The sequence below is a fragment of the Brucella sp. GW823-FHT04E01 genome, from assembly GCF_058796175.1.
This window is the reverse complement of sequence record NZ_JBXAIK010000003.1, coordinates 526,125-540,194: the sequence shown is the minus strand read 5'-3', so window position 1 is coordinate 540,194 and position 14,070 is coordinate 526,125. Positions and strand designations below refer to the sequence as shown.

Genomic DNA, 14,070 nt, shown 5'->3' with positions numbered 1-14,070 from the left:
TTGCATTGGGAGGAACTTATGCGCACTCAGGTGGCAATCATCGGATCGGGCCCGGCCGGCCTGCTCCTCGGCCAACTTCTGACTAAAGCCGGGATAGACAATGTCGTGCTGGATCGCGTCAGCGCGGATTATATTCTGGGCCGTGTACGTGCTGGCGTCTTGGAAGAAGGCACCGTCAATCTGATGGATGAAGCCGAAGCTTCAACACGCCTTCAAGCAGAGGGATTGCCACATGACGGTTTCTCACTCGCCTTCGACGGTCGGGATCACCGTATCGACCTGCACAAACTGACCGGCAAGCGCGTTACGGTTTATGGCCAGACTGAGATGACGCACGACCTTATGGATGAACGGCGGAAGTCGAACACCACCAGCATTTATGAAGCCGCCAACGTAACACCGCATGATTTCGATACGACATCGCCATATATTACCTACGAAAAGGACGGCAAAACCCATCGCATCGACTGCGATTTCATCGCTGGATGTGACGGGTATCACGGCATAAGCCGCAAATCTGTACCGGACAAGGCAATCGATATCTTTGAAAAGATCTATCCTTTCGGCTGGCTCGGTATTCTGGCCGACATTCCGCCGGTCGCTCATGAGTTGATCTATGCCAACCACGAACGTGGTTTTGCGCTTTGCTCCATGCGCTCGCTCACACGCAGCCGTTACTACATCCAATGTTCACTTGATGAAAAGATCGAAAACTGGAGCGACGAACGCTTTTACGATGAACTGCGCTGTCGCCTTCCGGCACATCATGCCGAAGCAATGATAACCGGACCGTCTTTCGAGAAATCCATTGCGCCTCTACGCTCTTTCGTGGCTGAACCAATGCGCTTTGGACAGCTTTTCCTTGTTGGAGATGCCGCTCATATCGTTCCTCCGACAGGTGCGAAAGGGCTAAACCTCGCCGCCAGCGACGTGCACTATCTTTACGAAGGATTGAGAGAGTTTTATCTGGGCAAATCAAAATCTGGCATCGACGCTTATTCTGCTAATGCGCTTGCGCGCATCTGGAAGGCCGAACGCTTTTCATGGTCCATGACCAAAATGCTACACCGATTTCCTGATATGGTTCCGTTTGATCAGAAAGTGCAGGAAGCAGAACTTGACTACTTCTGCACTTCCGAAGCTGCCTCAACCGCACTTGCTGAAAACTACGTCGGATTGCCGTTCTGAACGGTGAATACTATAAATAAGGTTTAACTAATTTTATTTAATAAAACATATAGAACTGATGCTTTAATTTAGAATTGATGTAGAATTCTATTTCTAATCGAACCCCCAGCAAGAAGTTCCGGCCAGAACTTCTTGCAAATAGCGCGGTCAGCTACCTTATTTGGGTAGCTGGCCGCGTTAATCTCTAGAGCTTCACACCAGCAGCTTCGCGCAACGTCTGGATCAGAATTTGCATAGCGGCTGTCTGTGTCGTGTCAGTTCGCATGGTCAACCCTACCGGACCTGTCGTTTCGCTTGTATCGATGGAAAGAGCGACAAGCTTGCCTTCAGATACATCTCTGGCAGCAACCCCTTCTGAAATGATCCACACCGCATCACTGTCGCGGACGAAAGCACGTCCAAATGCATCGGAAACGGTCTCAATCTGAACTGGCAGGGCACCTATACCGTTCGTAATCAGCAAACGATCCACAAACGGGCGAATGATTGAATTGCGTGTCGGCATCAGAACCGGGTAGTCGGCCAGATGCTCGAAAACCGCGCGTCCGTCCGTCAGGGGATGCCCTGTCCTGACAAGAAATCGAACCTGCTCCGAATAAAGATGCTCGAATGAAAAACCGGTCATCTTTTCTGGCGCGGCAAGCCGCCCTACAACCAGATCGAGATCGCCAACCCGTAGCTGCTCCAGAAGAACAGCATTTTCACCCGTAACGATTTTTACACGGCTAGACGTTCTTTCCGCGAGAAACAGGCTCATCGCTTTCGGCATGATGCGTGTTGAGACTGTCGGCAAGGCGCCAATACGAATAGGCGGTCCTGATCCATCCAATTCTTGCGACACGGAATCCAGCCCTTGCCGTAAGGCGGTCAAAGCCGTCCCAGCATGACGCAGGAATACTTCACCGAACCGCGTTATCCTTATGCCACGACCATCGCGTTCCACTACTGGAACGCCCAGAATCTCCTCCAGCTCACGCATCGTCTTGGTCACTGCTGGTTGGCTGATACTCAGGAGTTCGGAGGCCTTGACCACACTCTTCTGTCGCGCAACCTCAACAAACGTATGCAGATGACGAAATTTGATCCTGTTCCCAATCACTTATCTATAACCCTGTAGTTATGATTTTTGCGAATAATATCATTTTACTTAACCAGTTCAAAGCACGACAGTGCGATGCAAGAGGAGAAAGCTGTGCAGTTCGCATCCATAAACGACGTCGTCATCCATTATGATTTCCAGCCAATAGCCGCAGAGAAGCCTGTTCTGGTTTTCATCAACTCGCTCGGAACCGATTTCCGGATATGGGATGAAGTTCGCGCACGCCTGCGCAACGACGTATCGACGCTCGTTTATGATAAGCGCGGCCACGGCCTTTCAGATGTCGGAGCCCCCCCCTACACAATCGAACTCCTTGCGACCGACCTCATCAACCTGCTCGACAAGCTTTCGATAAAACGGGCGATCATTTGCGGTCTTTCCGTCGGTGGACTGATCGCGCAAGGTGTTTATGCAGCGCGCCCCGATCTGGTGGCCGGATTCGTTTTGTCCAACACCGCTCACAAGATCGGTACAGCAGCGATGTGGGACGCGCGCATAGCTGCTATTCAGCAAGATGGCCTTTCAAGCATCCTCGACGCGACAATGCCCCGCTGGTTCACGTCGGACTATCGCCGCTCCGATAATCCTGCCTATCATGCCTATTGCAATATGTTCGTTCGGCAACCGCTCGACGGCTATGCGGCCACCTGTGCCGCGCTGCGTGAAGCGGATTTAACCGAAGTAGCCAGAACTATTTCGGTGCCAACACTTTGTTTGGTCGGTGATCAGGACGGCTCCACGCCGCCTACCCTTGTGCGCGAACTGGCAAGTCTTATCCCTGAAGCAGATTTCACGGAGATTGCCGCCAGCGGTCACATTCCCTGCGTTGAACAGCCCGATGCCTATGTCTCGCTGTTGCGCAACTTTATTTCAAACAGATTCTAACATGGAGAGTAGCCATGGCTGACAAGGCAGTGCGGTCGGAACGCTACAAGATCGGCATGAACGTGCGCCGTTCAGTTCTGGGCGATACGCATGTGGATCGCGCTTCAAACGGTGCAACCGACCTTGATGCTCCGTTTCAGGAGCTTATAACAGAAGCCGCATGGGGCACGGTCTGGGCGCGACCCGGCTGGACCAAACGAGAACGGTCGATCGTTACGATTGCACTGCTTGCAGCACTCGGGCAAGACGATGAAGTTGCCATGCATATACGCGCTACGAAAAATACGGGCGCAACGAAGGAGGACATCTGCGAAGCATTGATGCATGTTGCAATCTATGCGGGGGTTCCGGCATCGAACCACGCTTTCAAGATCGCAAAGCAGACCTATGCGCAGATGGAAGCGGAGGAAACTGAAAAATGAAGAACAGTCTGCCGGAGGCAACTCCGTTCTTTGCTCGCGATCTGTCCATGCATCCACCGGCTTACACGCCGTGGTATAAGACCTCCGTCCTTCGCTCGCCTACTCGTGCTTTGCTTTCGCTCGAAGGCACCAAAAGTGAAATTACGGGCCCGGTATTCGGGCACAGTATGCTGCACGAGCTGGATAATGACCTCATCCTCAATTATGCGCGCCCCGGCGAAATGCCGATAGGTCCGCGCATCCTTGTTCATGGTCGTGTTCTGGACGAGAGTAGCCGTCCTGTTCCAGGCGCACTGCTGGAATTCTGGCAGGCCAACGCTGGCGGGCGTTATCGCCACAAGAAAGAAACCTATCTTGCGGCCATCGACCCCAACTTCGGCGGCGTCGGTCGCACGGTCACGGACGAAAACGGCTACTACTGGTTCAAGACCATAAAGCCCGGCCCGTACCCTTGGCCAAATGGTGTCAATGACTGGCGTCCGGCTCACATCCATTTTTCTGTGTTCGGTCATGGCTTTGCACAGCGCCTCATCACACAGATGTATTTCGAGGGCGATCCGCTAATCTGGATTTGCCCGATCGTAAAAACTATTCCCGACAAATCAGCTGTCGAACGGCTGGTCGCACCTCTGGACATGAACGCTAATTTGCCGATGGATATGCTTGCTTACAAGTTCGACATTGTGTTGCGCGGGCGCCGCGCAACCTTGTTTGAAAATCGCCCGGAGGGCAACTGATATGGTGCAACCTCTCGGCTATCTGAAAGAAACCGTATCACAGACTGCGGGCCCTTACGTCCATATCGGATTGACACCCAATTTTGTTGGCATCAACGGCATTTTCGAGCAGGATCTCGGCTCCGGCCCTCTCTATAATGAGAAGACGACAGGCGAACGCATCACTATCAAGGGCCATGTCATCGATGGCATAGGCGCACCAATCCGCGATGCGTTGGTAGAAATATGGCAGGCTGATGCAAAAGGCCTCTATAACAGCCCCTCTGAAACCGGCGGCAAGGCCGACCCTGGCTTTCGTGGATGGGGCCGTTGTGCGAGCCATATGGACACGGGCGAGTTCACTTTCGAGACGATCAAACCTGGCCGCGTTTTTTTCAAAGATGGCCGCCTCATGGCACCACACGTTACCTTGTGGATCGTGGCCCGCGGCATTAATCTCGGACTGCAGACGCGGATGTATTTTTCCGATGAAGCCGATGCGAATGCAGAGGACCCGGTCCTTGCACGCATCGAACATCGCAGCCGGGCGCAAACACTGATTGGTCAGCGTGAGGGTAGCGTCTATCATTTCGATATTCACTTGCAGGGCGAGAAAGAAACTGTCTTTTTCGATATTTGACGCATGAGCATCTCGGTCTTCGAACATCCGTTTCTGGCACAGCTTTTCGGCGACGACGAAGAGATATTGAGCCTGTTTACTGCGGCGGCTGATATTGCCGAGATGTTGCGCTTTGAAGCGGCTTTGGCTGAAGCTCAAGCGGGGCTCGGCTTGATACCGGTCGAGGCAGGACAAGCGATCAAACAAGCCTCAGAAACGTTCGAACCCAACCTATCCGATCTGGCAACAGCGACAGCGCGTGACGGGGTTGTCATTCCCTCACTCGTGAAAGAACTGCGTCTGGCGGTCGGAACGGATTACGGCGAATACGTTCATTTCGGCGCGACGAGCCAGGATGCCATCGATACGAGCCTGATTTTGCGGCTGAAACGCGCAAGTACAATTCTTTATGGGCGAATTCAGCAACTCACGCAGCGTTTCGATTGGCTTGATGCGACGTTCGGAAGGAATGCTCTGACGGGTTATACACGTATGCAATCCGCTATTCCGATCACCGTATCGGACCGCATCTCAAGCTGGAAAAACCCGCTCAACGCTTATGAGACCAAACTGAACACCATCGTCTTTCCCGTACAGTTCGGAGGTGCAGCCGGAACGCTTGAAAAATTCGGAGATCAGGCACCGGCTCTGCGTGCTTTGCTGGCTGATAGGCTCGGATTGCACGATAGCCCGCAATGGCATAGCCAGCGGGCCTTCATTGTCGAGTTCGGCAATCTGCTTTCGCTCATCACGGGTACTCTTGGAAAATTCGGGCAAGATATTGCGCTTATGGCTGAACTGGGCACCGAACTGTCCTTGACCGGTGGTGGCGGTTCGTCCGCCATGCCCCACAAGCAAAATCCGGTGTCAGCAGAGATACTGGTCAGCCTTGCCCGTTTCAACGCGGCCCAAATGGGTGGTTTGCATCAGGCTATGGTGCATGAGCAGGAGCGCTCAGGCGCGGCCTGGATGATCGAATGGATGATCCTGCCGCAAATTGTTGCGTCGACTGGCAGTGCCCTCAAGATTGCATCAATCCTGATCGATAAGGTGGTTCGAATCGGAAACGAACAATTCTCGGACACATAACCATCCGGGTATCGTTTATGAGGAATTTTTCATTTTACATGACCAATTAGATAGGCATGCTGAAATCAGGACATTCCCTGTTGCGACGAGACGGTCACGCGCGGGAATGGTGGGCGATAGGGAGGAGAACATGAAGAAAATTGTATTCACCGCGCTTGCGGTCTTTTCACTCACAGCATCAGCAGCTTATGCCGATGTGGTAAAGGTCGGCGTCATTGGTCCATTTTCAGGCCCGTTTGCTCTTCAGGGCAAGAACTTCAAGGCCGGCATCGACGCCTATATGACAGAGCACGGCAACACGATCGGCGATGACACTGTCGAGATCGTTTATCGTGATGTGCCGCAGGCCGATCCGGCGCAATCGAAGGCGCTTGCGCAGGAACTCGTGGTCAAGGAAGGCGTCCAATATCTTGCTGGCTTCTATTTCACCCCTGACGCCATGGCGGTTACGCCCATTCTCAAACAGGGCAATGTGCCGATGGTCGTCATGAATGCCGCCACCTCTTCCATTGTAACGAAGAGCCCTTATGTGGTGCGCACCTCGTTCACCACATGGCAAACGTCAACCCCGATCGCAAAGGTTGCACTCGACAAGGGTGTGAAGAAAGTCATCTCGGTTGTCAGCGATTATGGGCCCGGCGTGGATGCGGAAAACGCTTTCAAGGCAGCGTTTACAGAAGCTGGTGGCGAAGTGGTCGAAGCTATTCGGATGCCGCTCGCTACGAACGATTTCAGCCCTATCATGCAGCGTATAAAAGACTCTGGCGCGCAAGGCGTGTTTGCTTTTCTGCCGTCTGGACCAACCACGCTCGGTTTCATGAAATCCTATGTCGACAACGGATTGAAAGGCTCGGGCATTCAGCTTTTTGCTCCAGGTGACCTGACACAAGAATCCGATCTTCCCGCACTCGGAGAAAATGCTCTCGGTGTTCTGACGACTTTCCACTACGCAGTCTCGCATGACTCGCCAGAAAACAAGAAGTTTGTCGAGGAAGCTCGAAAGGCCATCGGCAATCCTGTGGAGTTGTCCTTCCCTTCGGTCGGCGCTTATGATGGCATGCATGTCATCTACAAGATGATCGAAGCGACCGGCGGTGAAAAAGATGCTGAAAAGGCGGTAGAGGCCGTGAAAGGCATGGAATGGATCAGTCCTCGCGGCCCTGTATCCATCGACCCCGAAAGCCGCCATATGACGCAGAACATCTATCTGCGCGAAGTCGCCAAGGCTGATGACGGCACTTACTATAACAAGGAAATTCAAACCTTCGAAAAGCAGGGCGACCCCGGCCTAAAAGCTCAATAACTCCGGCATTCAAGAGTTAACGCCTTGATGCCTGAGCAGGCGTAAAGCGCGCTCATAGCTCATAACTGCTTATTTTAACGCGCACCCGAAAATTTTTTCGTGCTTTTCGGGATGCGCTCAACAGGACCACTCAATGCAGACTGTGCTCAGCATTGCCGTTGATGCCCTCGCCTATGGCATGGTGCTTTTCGTCATTTCCATCGGCCTTTCGGTCACCATGGGCTTGATGCGCGTCGTCAATCTCGCTCACGGCGCATTTGCAATGATCGGCGGCTATTTTGCATCCTATGCTGCCCAGCAGCTTGGCCTCAATTACGGCTTTGCGATCATCATCGCCGTCGTCGGCACGATGTTAATCGCCGTTCCCGTGGAGAGATTGCTCTATCGGCGCATTTATGGAGCGCCTGAACTGACACAGGTGCTGATGACCATCGGCATCACCTTCTGCATCATCGGTCTCACCAACTATATATTCGGACCAACACTGAAGACCATTCCTTTGCCTGAAATGTTGCGTGGATCGGTCGATCTCGGCTTTCGGGCAATTGCCAAGCATCGCATCTTTGCAATCGGGTGCGGCTTCGCGGTGGCCCTTGGTCTTTGGTACATCATCGAACGCACTGCATTCGGCGTGAAACTGCGCGCTGCTGTCGACAATGCCAACATGGCGGCTGCGCTCGGTGTCAGAACCGAAATCGTTTACGCCATCAGCTTTGCGCTTGCCATTGGGCTCGCAGCTTTCGGCGGTGTTGTCGGCGCCGAACTTCTACCTGTCGAACCCTACTATGCACTCCGCTACATGGTGACATTTCTGGTCGTCGTCTCTGTCGGTGGCGCAGGCTCCATACCCGGAGCGCTGATTGCCTGCCTCCTGCTCGGAGCAATCGATACAACCGGGCGTTATCTGGCACCGGAATATGGCGAGTTCTTCTTCTATCTGGCAGTGATCGTCATTGTGACGCTGTTCCCGCGTGGTCTTGCAGGAAGGCTGGCCAAAAAATGACCGATATGACGCAAGCTCTCTCTCAACACCGTCACTCCTATGCGGGTCTTGTCGGCGTAGCAGCAATTATCGCTGCCAGTATTTGCGGCTGGTTTTTGTTCCCCGATAATCTGGCACTGCTGACACGCATCATTGCCATTGCCTTGCTCGTATTGTCACTCGATCTGGTGATGGGCTATTGCGGTATAGCAACGCTCGGCCATGCTGCTTTGTTTGGCGCTGGTGCCTATGGTGCCGGCATCGCCGCTGCCCATTTCGGTATTACCGACCCGATCCTGATGACACTTATCGGTCTTGTTGCAGGAGCTATCACCGGGCTTGTTTCCGGAGCCGTTATTCTGCGCGCGCACGGGCTCGCTCAACTCGTTCTATCGATTGCCGTTGTCCATCTGTTCCACGAAGTTGCAAACAAGGCATCAAGCTGGACCGGCGGCAGTGACGGACTAAGCGGCATTTCACCCGATCCGATCTTTGGCATGTTCGAGTTCGATCTCTACGGACACACGGTCTATGTCTATGCCGTATTCCTGCTGCTCGTTTCCTTCATCGTCCTACGTTATGTTGTTCGTTCACCCTTCGGTATGCTTTGCCGAGGTGTGAAAGAAGACCCGATCCGCATTCATGCCATGGGTGCTTCGGTGCAGTCAGCACAGCTTCGCATGTATGTCATTTCAGGTGCTGTTGCGGGCATCGGTGGCGCGCTGAATGCCATTTCAACGCAGGTCGTCGGGCTCGACAGTCTCAGTTTTACCATGTCGGCGGAAGCTTTGGTAATGCTGGTTCTCGGTGGCACGGGATCGCTGTTCGGCGGACTAGTTGGTACGGTTGTCTTCATGTGGTTCGAAGACCTCGTCTCTGCTGCGAACCCCTTCCACTGGCTTACAATGGTTGGGGCTCTGCTGATCGCCGTCGTGCTATTCGCGCCGCGTGGCCTCTATGGAACCGTCGCCTATTACTTTGAAAAGAAGGCGCGCCGCAAATGAGCACCGTGTTTGAAGTAACGAAACTGCGCAAGAATTTCGGCGGTCTGGCAGTGACAAACGATGTTTCGCTCAACATGGTGAAAGGCGACCGCGTCGCTCTCATTGGTCCCAACGGAGCAGGCAAGACCACTTTCGTCAATCTGGTTACAGGCAACCTCGCGGCAACTTCTGGCACCGTGGCATTGGATGGAGAGAACGTCTCCCGGCTCAACGCCATGCAGCGCGTCAGGCGCGGACTGGTGCGTTCATTTCAGGTGACCCGTCTCTTCTTCGACATGACACCCGAAGAACACGTGGCTCTTGCTGTTTTGCAACGCGAAGGCAAGACAGGACGTATTCTCGGAAACTATCGCAAAATGCCTGAAGTCATGGATGAAGTGCGCGATATTCTCGATGCGCTCGGACTTCTGCATCTCGGGCAGTTGCGGGTGAGCGAGATCGCATATGGCCAACAGCGGCTTCTGGAGATTGCCCTTGCATTGGCGCTTCGACCCAAAGTTCTGCTGCTTGATGAACCAGCTGCAGGTGTTCCACAGAGCGACACAGGCCGCATCGAGGAAGCGCTCGACCGACTACCGGCCGATCTGGCAGTACTCATGATCGAGCACGATATGGACCTCGTTTTTCGCTTCGCAAAACGCGTAGTCGTGCTGGCTGCAGGAACTGTAATTTTTGACGGATTGCCGGAAGATGTCGTGCAGGATACCCGCGTCCGCGAAGCCTATCTCGGGAGCTATGCGCAATGAGTGCCGCCTCGCTTGAAATTCGCAATCTCTCCTCCGGTTACGGCCCCACGCGCATCATCGAGAATGTATCGTTCAAAGCAGAACCGGGATCGCGACTTGCCATTCTGGGCCGCAATGGTGTCGGCAAGACCAGCCTCTTTGCTACTATCGCAGGGCAAACCCGCCGTTATGGCGGTGAAATTCTGCTGAATGGGAAGAATATCGCCACGCTTCCATCAGCCGCGCGCGCAATTGCCGGTCTCGGTTATGTGCCGCAAACTCGTGATGTTTTTCCGACCCTCACCGTCGAAGAAAATCTCTTCGTTGGCCTCAAAAACCGACCAAAGAATGCGCTTGAAGAAGCCTATGCGATGTTTCCGCGTCTTAAGGAACGACGCAGCAATCTTGGGTCGCAGCTTTCCGGGGGAGAACAACAGATGCTTTCCACCGCGCGCAGCATTCTCGGGCGACCGACAGTGCTGCTGCTCGATGAGCCGCTGGAAGGGCTTGCTCCTGTCATCTGTGAAGAGCTGATGGCTGCTTTCTCGACACTTGCACAGAAGGGAGACATGACGATTCTGCTTGTCGAACAGCGCATCCAGAGTGCGCTCGATTTTGCCGATCACATCATCATACTGGAACGTGGGCGCATTGCATGGTCTGGCACGTCAGCAGAACTCGCCGAAAACCAGCAGACTGTCGAAGAACTACTCGGTGTCGGTGGCTTGCATTGATCAGTTCCCGACAAATGCAAACTTGTCGACGTCCACAAGGCCGCGGTCAGTGATCTTGAGATGCGGGATCACAGGCAAGGCGATGAAGGCCAGTTGCAAGAATGGCTCCTCCAGAACGGAACCCAGTTCTTCCGCTGCGTGACGCAGCACACGAAGCTGGTCGCGGACAGTTTCATATGGTTCGGCGCTCATCAATCCGGCAATGGGCAAAGGCATTTCAGCCAACACCTTGCCATCTCGCACGACAACGAAACCACCTTCAATTTCGCCCAATCGGTTGGCAGCTGCAGCAATATCTTCGTCTGACGTGCCAACCACACAGATATTATGGCTGTCATGACTGACGGTTGACGCGATTGCACCTGATTTCAAGCCGAAACCGTGCACAAAGCCGGTCGCAATATTTCCATTTTTGCCGTGACGTTCGACAACGGCGATCTTGACTACATCTTTTTCGAAATCGGGCTCAACGCCGTTCGGGCCAACCTTCAGATCGAATTCGAGGCTTTCCGTTATGATCTTGCCCGGAATTATACCGATTGCACGCGTCTTGCCGCTGTTGGAATGAGAGCGGAAACTGGACGCGCTGACTTTCGATGCCTTGACGCTATTGCGCCCGACAGGAGCAACGATCTTACGAGAGGCAAACAAATCCTCTGAAATCACTCTGCCCGCCGACAACACGATTTCAGCGTGACAACCTTCGAGGCTATCCACCACAACGAGGTCGGCGCGCTGACCCGGCGCAACCAGACCCCGGTCGAAAAGACCGAAAGCACGTGCTGCGGAAATGCTCGCGGCCCGGTAGATTGCAATCGGCTCCACGCCGCCTGCAATCGCCGTGCGGATAAGGTAGTCGAGGTGGCCCTGATCGGCGATATCAAGCGGATTGCGATCATCAGTGCATAACGCCAGGAACTGCGCATGACGTTCGGTAATGATCGGCATAAGCGCTTTCAGATCCTTGGAAACAGACCCTTCACGCACCAATACATGCATACCTTTACGCATCTTCTCCAGCGCTTCTTCCGCACTTGTCGCCTCGTGTTCGGTGCGAATACCTGCGGAAATATAGCCGTTCAGGTCGAGCCCGCGCAGAAGCGGCGCATGACCATCAATATGGCGTCCCTGAAACGCCTTGAGCTTCGCTATGCATTCGGGGTCTTTCGCCAGAACACCTGGAAAGTTCATGAACTCCGCAAGACCAATCACCTTGGGGTGGTCAGCAAAAGGCAACAGATCATCGATCAGAAGCTCGGCGCCAGACGTTTCCATATGGGTCGCGGGCACACAGCTCGAAAGCTGCACGCGGATATCCATGACGGTTTCCAACGCGCTATCGAGGAAAAACTTTATGCCTTCAGCACCCAGCACATTCGCAATCTCGTGCGGGTCGCAAATGACCGTGGTAACGCCCTGTGGCAATACACACCGGTCGAACTCATGCGGCGTTACGTGGGAGGATTCTATGTGAAGATGCGTATCGATAAATCCCGGCACGACGATCCGTCCGGAAATGTCGATTTCATGCTTGCCCCGATAGTTGCCGAATGTTCCAACAACCCGATCACCGCAGATTGCGATGTCACTTTCAACAAGTTCACCGGTTACGAGATCGAAGAAACGGCCACCCTTCAGCACGATGTCGGCAGGTTCCCGACCTGCGCCCTGATCGATCATCCGTTCCAGCATCACGTCACCTCACATTCGGAATCAATTGTCGAAAGTTACCACAATGCAAGACGCGGCGGTAAGGTCACCCTTCCGCCGCGTCCATAACCCACGAATGTCCAGATTACCGGACGTATTCGATCATTCTGGCTCGGCTGAGAACGAGCTCGACCCGATTGTCATCAAGCTTATGCAGACAGACGCGCTTGGTCCAAGGGCCATCATGCAACGTAAACAGCGCGCGCCCCTGACCGAGGTCTTCCAACGGCATGGCTCGGCGTGCCGGGCCTATACCCATGATGAGGTGACCATCCTTGATATCGAAACTGGCGCCATAGGGCGATGCCTGCCAGTGGCCGTCGAGTTCCCGGTACACAGGTTTCGGTGTCACCGGCTTCAACCGGCGAGATACGTAACCAATCTCACCTTCCAGTTCCGTACCCGTCCAGCGGAGTTCAACCGGCGAAGACGGCGACAGGGATGAGAACCAGCCATCGCCGATATCGTAAAGCGTGTCTTCGGAATCAAGCCAGTTGGCTATACCGTTGCGCATTTCCAGCCAGAACGGTCCACTCTCCGTCACATAAAGCCCGTCGGGGATCGTGCAATTGGTTTCTGGCAACGACAATCCGTTGAGAGCGGCCATGCAATCTCGCGCCATCTTATAGGTGTTGGCGTCTTCACGATTTGAAACAACAATCATGCCGGTTTTCGCGGCTGGATCGAGCAGAAAATAGCTCTTGTAGCCGGGATGCGAACCACCGTGCCCGACAAACCGCTTGCCATCCACTTCATTCCACCGCAGTCCGAGGCCGTAAGCGGTTACGCGCCCGTCAGAGAGACGACGGTCAGCTGACAGTTTATCGAGCAAACCTTTGAACACGCCCTCGCCATTAACAAGTGCTTGTGCCCATTTGGTAAGCGCCATGCCACTGCCAGTCAGGCTGCCAGAAGCCGAAATGTGCAGGCCAGCAGAGCTGAGCTGCCATTTTTCGTCAGACTTCCAGTAACCGGGAACCAAGCCCGCGACCGGATCATTCCAGACGTCCGGCGCCTCCATGAAAATATCGAGAAGCTGCGCAATATCCGATTTAACGAAATCATTGAAGCGAAACCCTTTTCGCTCCAGTGCAGCTTCCACCAGACGATAACCGGTGTTGGAATACGAAATTTCCGAACCCGCTTCGAAATTGAGCCGATTGAGAGAAGCAAGGTAGTCCAGAAGCTGACCCGCTTCCGTTTCTGTATAAACAGACAGCCCCAGAAGTGTGAGGCATTCTCGCGTATCGGGCAGACCACCAGTCATGTCGAGTGCACGCCCCACGGTGACATCGGCCAGTGGACTTTGCAACTCCGGCAGATGGTCGCCGAGCCGATCCTCGAGGTCGATGATATCGCTGTGCTTGAGAACCATCGCACAAAACGCATGTTTCGTGACTGATGCGTAGCGAACAACTGTATTCGCCGTGAACGGCACCCCCGTAGACAGGTTTTCAAGCCCGCTCGCATAGGCAAATTTCACTCCATCTGGGCCGAAACCGATGATGACGCCACCCGGCTCATCCTTGGCCCAGGTTCTCGACAAGACTTTCGCGGCAAGCGAAGCCGCATTCCAGTCAGCATGCGTTGACAT

Annotated in this window: 13 protein-coding genes and 1 pseudogene; 11 read left to right on the top strand and 3 right to left on the bottom strand. The window is 54.0% G+C overall.

Features of this window, described 5'->3' with window-relative positions; translation table 11 throughout:
- Positions 1-18: 18 nt before the first annotated feature.
- Positions 19-1,188, top strand: coding sequence for a 4-hydroxybenzoate 3-monooxygenase (pobA, locus tag AC1RHM_RS12945; RefSeq protein ID WP_010658910.1), 1,170 nt, complete (start codon positions 19-21; stop codon positions 1,186-1,188).
- A 184-nt stretch (positions 1,189-1,372) separates the two neighbouring features.
- Here the strand turns inward: pobA and pcaQ are convergent, their stop codons facing one another.
- Positions 1,373-2,287 (bottom strand): pca operon transcription factor PcaQ, encoded by a 915-nt coding sequence (pcaQ, locus tag AC1RHM_RS12940; protein WP_010658911.1) that lies wholly within the window; start codon positions 2,285-2,287, stop codon positions 1,373-1,375.
- A 93-nt stretch (positions 2,288-2,380) separates the two neighbouring features.
- Here pcaQ and pcaD point away from each other — a divergent pair, with 93 nt between their 5' ends.
- The 10 genes from pcaD (at position 2,381) to AC1RHM_RS12890 (ending at position 10,766) form a co-directional block, all read left to right on the top strand.
- Positions 2,381-3,172 carry a 3-oxoadipate enol-lactonase gene (gene pcaD, locus AC1RHM_RS12935; RefSeq protein ID WP_010658912.1) on the top strand — a complete coding sequence of 264 codons (792 nt, stop codon included), beginning with the start codon at positions 2,381-2,383 and terminating at the stop codon, positions 3,170-3,172.
- A 14-nt stretch (positions 3,173-3,186) separates the two neighbouring features.
- Positions 3,187-3,594, top strand: a complete 408-nt coding sequence (gene pcaC / locus AC1RHM_RS12930; protein WP_010658913.1) for a 4-carboxymuconolactone decarboxylase — start codon at positions 3,187-3,189, stop codon at positions 3,592-3,594.
- Positions 3,591-4,331, top strand: a complete 741-nt coding sequence (pcaH, locus tag AC1RHM_RS12925; RefSeq protein ID WP_010658914.1) for a protocatechuate 3,4-dioxygenase subunit beta — start codon at positions 3,591-3,593, stop codon at positions 4,329-4,331. The genes pcaC and pcaH overlap by 4 nt, the downstream gene beginning before the upstream one ends.
- 1 nt (position 4,332) lies before the next feature.
- The gene (pcaG, locus tag AC1RHM_RS12920) at positions 4,333-4,950 is read left to right on the top strand and encodes a protocatechuate 3,4-dioxygenase subunit alpha (protein WP_010658915.1); all 618 of its coding nucleotides are present in this window, start codon (positions 4,333-4,335) and stop codon (positions 4,948-4,950) included.
- A 3-nt stretch (positions 4,951-4,953) separates the two neighbouring features.
- A complete protein-coding gene (locus AC1RHM_RS12915) occupies positions 4,954-6,018 on the top strand; it encodes a 3-carboxy-cis,cis-muconate cycloisomerase (RefSeq protein ID WP_010658916.1) in 1,065 nt (354 codons plus the stop codon).
- A 130-nt stretch (positions 6,019-6,148) separates the two neighbouring features.
- Entirely contained in the window at positions 6,149-7,321 is a 1,173-nt protein-coding gene (locus tag AC1RHM_RS12910; RefSeq protein ID WP_010658917.1) for an ABC transporter substrate-binding protein, read from the top strand.
- 133 nt (positions 7,322-7,454) lie between these two features.
- Positions 7,455-8,324, top strand: a complete 870-nt coding sequence (locus AC1RHM_RS12905) for a branched-chain amino acid ABC transporter permease (protein WP_010658918.1) — start codon at positions 7,455-7,457, stop codon at positions 8,322-8,324.
- A complete protein-coding gene (locus AC1RHM_RS12900; protein WP_010658919.1) occupies positions 8,321-9,307 on the top strand; it encodes a branched-chain amino acid ABC transporter permease in 987 nt (328 codons plus the stop codon). Before AC1RHM_RS12905 ends, AC1RHM_RS12900 begins: the two co-directional genes overlap by 4 nt.
- On the top strand, positions 9,304-10,053 hold the full coding sequence (locus tag AC1RHM_RS12895) for an ABC transporter ATP-binding protein (RefSeq protein WP_010658920.1): 750 nt from the start codon (positions 9,304-9,306) through the stop codon (positions 10,051-10,053). Before AC1RHM_RS12900 ends, AC1RHM_RS12895 begins: the two co-directional genes overlap by 4 nt.
- Complete coding sequence (locus AC1RHM_RS12890; RefSeq protein ID WP_010658921.1) at positions 10,050-10,766, top strand: ABC transporter ATP-binding protein; 717 nt, start codon at positions 10,050-10,052, stop codon at positions 10,764-10,766. Before AC1RHM_RS12895 ends, AC1RHM_RS12890 begins: the two co-directional genes overlap by 4 nt.
- Here the strand turns inward: AC1RHM_RS12890 and ade are convergent.
- Both ade and AC1RHM_RS12880 read right to left on the bottom strand, forming a co-directional pair.
- Positions 10,767-12,507: pseudogene (ade, locus tag AC1RHM_RS12885) on the bottom strand (adenine deaminase).
- A 54-nt stretch (positions 12,508-12,561) separates the two neighbouring features.
- On the bottom strand, positions 12,562-14,070 hold the full coding sequence (locus AC1RHM_RS12880) for a serine hydrolase domain-containing protein (RefSeq protein ID WP_010658923.1): 1,509 nt from the start codon (positions 14,068-14,070) through the stop codon (positions 12,562-12,564).

Excerpts from the sequence above, each read along its gene's own strand:
- pobA (WP_010658910.1), top strand. The coding sequence starts at position 19 with ATGCGCACTCAGGTGGCAATCATCGGATCGGGCCCGGCCGGCCTGCTC.
- pcaC (WP_010658913.1), top strand. The coding sequence starts at position 3,187 with ATGGCTGACAAGGCAGTGCGGTCGGAACGCTACAAGATCGGCATGAAC.
- pcaH (WP_010658914.1), top strand. The coding sequence starts at position 3,591 with ATGAAGAACAGTCTGCCGGAGGCAACTCCGTTCTTTGCTCGCGATCTG.
- pcaG (WP_010658915.1), top strand. The coding sequence starts at position 4,333 with ATGGTGCAACCTCTCGGCTATCTGAAAGAAACCGTATCACAGACTGCG.
- AC1RHM_RS12915 (WP_010658916.1), top strand. The coding sequence starts at position 4,954 with ATGAGCATCTCGGTCTTCGAACATCCGTTTCTGGCACAGCTTTTCGGC.
- AC1RHM_RS12910 (WP_010658917.1), top strand. The coding sequence starts at position 6,149 with ATGAAGAAAATTGTATTCACCGCGCTTGCGGTCTTTTCACTCACAGCA.
- AC1RHM_RS12905 (WP_010658918.1), top strand. The coding sequence starts at position 7,455 with ATGCAGACTGTGCTCAGCATTGCCGTTGATGCCCTCGCCTATGGCATG.
- AC1RHM_RS12900 (WP_010658919.1), top strand. The coding sequence starts at position 8,321 with ATGACCGATATGACGCAAGCTCTCTCTCAACACCGTCACTCCTATGCG.
- AC1RHM_RS12895 (WP_010658920.1), top strand. The coding sequence starts at position 9,304 with ATGAGCACCGTGTTTGAAGTAACGAAACTGCGCAAGAATTTCGGCGGT.
- AC1RHM_RS12890 (WP_010658921.1), top strand. The coding sequence starts at position 10,050 with ATGAGTGCCGCCTCGCTTGAAATTCGCAATCTCTCCTCCGGTTACGGC.
- AC1RHM_RS12880 (WP_010658923.1), bottom strand. The coding sequence starts at position 14,070 with ATGTCAACGCATGCTGACTGGAATGCGGCTTCGCTTGCCGCGAAAGTC.